This window comes from Nonomuraea sp. NPDC049784 (genome assembly GCF_040659615.1).
Classification (GTDB): domain Bacteria; phylum Actinomycetota; class Actinomycetes; order Streptosporangiales; family Streptosporangiaceae; genus Nonomuraea.
This window is the reverse complement of sequence record NZ_JBFAMX010000827.1, coordinates 1-3,619: the sequence shown is the minus strand read 5'-3', so window position 1 is coordinate 3,619 and position 3,619 is coordinate 1. Positions and strand designations below refer to the sequence as shown.

Sequence of the window (3,619 nt, the reverse complement as noted above, 5' to 3'; positions counted from 1 at the left end):
CGATCTCGACCGCTTCGACCGGCACACCGGGCAGATCATCGTCAACGGCGTCCGATACCGCCTCCTCACCGGCACACACGGGCCCATCCACCTGGTCGAAGTGGACGGCGTCACGCACCGGGTCAGCCGCGACGAGGGCGGCGTCGTCCGCTCCCCCGCGCCCGCGCTGGTCGTCGCCACACCGGTGAAGGTCGGCGCCGAGGTCGAGGCGGGCGCGCCGGTACTCGTGCTGGAGAGCATGAAGATGGAGACGGTGCTGCGGGCGCCGTTCAAGGCGCGGCTGAAGGAATGCGCCGTGTCCGTAGGCAGCCAGGTGGAGAGCGGTGCGCCGCTGCTGCGGCTGGAGCCGCTGGCCGGCGATGCCGCCGAAGCCGAGGACGCCTCGGCCGCCGGGTCCGTCGAGCTGGACCTGCCCGCCGCGCCCGGGACGATCCCGGCGCGGGAGCGCACCACGCGCGGCCAGGAGGACCTGCGCAGCCTGCTGCTGGGCTTCGACCTCGACCCGCACGACGAACGCCGGGTGCTCGACGACTACCTCGCCGCGCGCCGTACGGTCATCGAGGACGGCAACCGGCCGCTGGCCGAGGAGCTCGAACTCATCGAGGCGTTCGCCGACCTGGCCGAGCTGAGCCGCAACCGGCCGGCGGGCGAGGACGGCGGCGGCCACGTGCACAGCCCACGCGAGTACTTCCACACCTACCTGCAGAGCCTCGACGTCGAGCGGGCCGGGCTGCCCAAGACATTCCAGGCCAAGCTCGCCAAAGCGCTCGGGCACTACGGTGTCACCGAGCTGGAGCGCTCCGGCGAGCTCGAGGCCGCGGTGTTCCGGATCTTCCTGGCCCAGCAACGCGCGTCCACCGACGCCACGCTTGTCGCGACATTGCTGCGCACCTGGCTGCGGGAGCCGCCGCCGGACGAGGCGCTGCGCGAGCCTGCCGGCCTCGCGCTCGAACGGCTGCTGGCCGCCACGCAGGTCCGCTTCCCCGTGGTCTCCGACCTCGCGCGCGGCGTGGTGTTCGCCTGGTTCGGCCGGCCGCTGCTGCGCCGCAACCGCGCCCAGGTCTACGCCGGCGTCCGCAAGCACCTGCGCCACCTCGACGCGCACCCGGACGTGCCGGACCGCGCCGAACGCATCGCCGAGATGGTACGCAGCACCGAGCCACTGGTCCGCCTGCTCGGCCAGCGCCTCGTCCGCGACGACCTGGACAACGCGGTCATGCTGGAAGTGCTGACCCGGCGCTACTACGGCAACAAGGGCCTCACCGGCGTCCGCACCAGCGAGGTCGCGGGCTGCACGTTCCTGATCGCCGAGCGCGCGGGCTCGTGCCTAGTCTCCTCCGCGGTGAGCTTCGAGACGCTGGGCAGCGCGCTGCGCGGGCTCGCGGAGCTGGCCGGCGGCGAGAACGCCATCGACGCCGACATCTATCTCGCCTGGGAGAGGCAGCCGGAGGACTCCGACGCGATGGCGGCCGCCCTGCTCGAGATCGTCAGCGCGCACCCACTGCCCAACCAGGTCCGCAGAATCACCGCCACCGTCGCGGGCCGCGGCGGAGCGGTGATGCACCACCACTTCACCTTCCGCCCGTCGGCCACCGGGATGACCGAGCAGCGGCTGATCCGCGGCCTGCACCCCTACATCGCTGAGCGCATGCAGCTGGAACGGCTGAGCAAGTTCGACCTCACCCGGCTCCCGTCATCGGACGAGGAGGTCTACCTCTTCCAGTGCGTGGCGCGGGAGAACCCCTCCGACGACCGTCTCGTCGCGTTCGCGCAGGTGCGCGACCTGACCGAGCTGCGTGACCACGACGGCAGGCTGGTCGCGCTGCCGACGGCGGAGGACACCATCGCCGCCTGCGTCGACTCGATCCGCCGCGCGCAGTCGCGGCGACCGTCGAACAAACGCCTCAACACCAACCGGATCGTGATCTACGTCTGGCCGCCCAGCAACATCACCCACGCGGAGATCGAGATGATCGCCCGGCGCGTGCTGCCGACCACCGCGGGCGCCGGACTGGAGGAGACCCTGTTCATCGCGCGGCAGCGCAACAGGGAGACCGGCGAGCTGACCAAGATCGCCGTGCGCATCTCTCTCGACGCCACCGGCGGCACCCAGGTGACCGTCGGCGAGCCGTCGAACGAGCCGATCGAGCCCATCGACGACTACCGGCAGAAGGTGCTGCGCGCGAGCAGCCGCAACACGGTCTACCCGTACGAGCTGACCGGCCTGCTCGGCGACTTCGCCGAACACGACCTCGACGACGACCACACACTGGTCCCGGTCGACCGGCCGAAGGGGCATAACACCGCGGCGATTGTCGCAGGTGTGGTCACCACGCCGACCCGGCGGCACCCGCAGGGCGTCACCAGGGTCGTGCTGCTCGGCGACCCCACAAAGGCGCTCGGTGCGCTGTCCGAGCCGGAATGCCGCCGCGTGATCGCCGCGATGGACCTGGCCGAGCGGATGCGGGTACCACTGGAGTGGTACGCGTTGTCGGCCGGCGCCCGGATCTCGATGGCGTCGGGCACGGAGAACATGGACTGGGTGGCCGCGGCGCTCAAGCGGATCGTCGAGTTCACCCAGGACGGCGGCGAGATCAACATCGTGGTCGCGGGCATCAACGTCGGCGCTCAGCCGTACTGGAACGCCGAGGCGACGATGCTCATGCACACCAAGGGCATCCTGGTGATGACGCCCGACTCGGCGATGGTGCTCACCGGCAAGCAGTCGCTCGACTTCTCCGGTGGCGTGTCGGCCGAGGACAACTTCGGCATCGGCGGCTACGACCGGGTGATGGGACCGAACGGACAGGCGCAGTACTGGGCGCCGAACCTGGCCGCCGCCCGGGACGTGCTGATGTCGCACTACGACCACACCTACATCGCACCCGGCGAGCACGCGCCGCGGCGGGCGGAGACCACCGACCCCGTCGACCGCGACATCTCCGACTTCCCGCATGCCGTCGAGGGCAGCGACTTCGCCACCGTCGGCGAGATCTTCTCCACCGCGGCCAACCCGGACCGCAAGAAACCGTTCGACATCCGGACCGTGATGCGAGCGCTGTCCGACCAGGACCACCCGGTGCTCGAACGCTGGGCGGGCATGGCCGACGCGGAGACCGCGGTCGTGCAGGACGTACATCTCGGCGGCATGCCCGTGTGCCTGCTCGGCATCGAGTCACGGGCGGTGCCGCGGCGCGGCTTCCCGCCCACCGACGGCCCGGACACCTACACCGCGGGCACGCTGTTCCCGCGGTCGTCGAAGAAAGCCGCCAGAGCGATCAACGCGGCCAGCGGCAACCGGCCGCTGGTGGTGCTGGCGAACCTGTCGGGCTTCGACGGCTCACCGGAGTCCATGCGCAAGCTGCAGCTGGAGTACGGCGCCGAGATCGGCCGCGCGATCGTGAACTTCCGCGGGCCCATCGTGTTCTGCGTGATCTCGCGGTACCACGGCGGCGCATTCGTGGTGTTCTCCAAGGCACTCAACCCGAACATGACCGTGCTCGCCCTGGAGGGCTCGTTCGCCTCGGTGCTCGGTGGCGCCCCCGCCGCCGCCGTGGTGTTCACCAGCGAGGTCAACGCCCGGACCGCGGCCGACCCGCGCGTGCGGGACCTGGAGGCC

At 71.1% G+C, this 3,619-nt stretch carries 1 protein-coding gene; it reads left to right on the top strand.

What is annotated here, in order from left to right:
- The coding region (locus AB0J09_RS59270; RefSeq protein WP_360712283.1) for a carboxyl transferase domain-containing protein at positions 1-3,619 on the top strand (3,619 nt) is incomplete at both ends.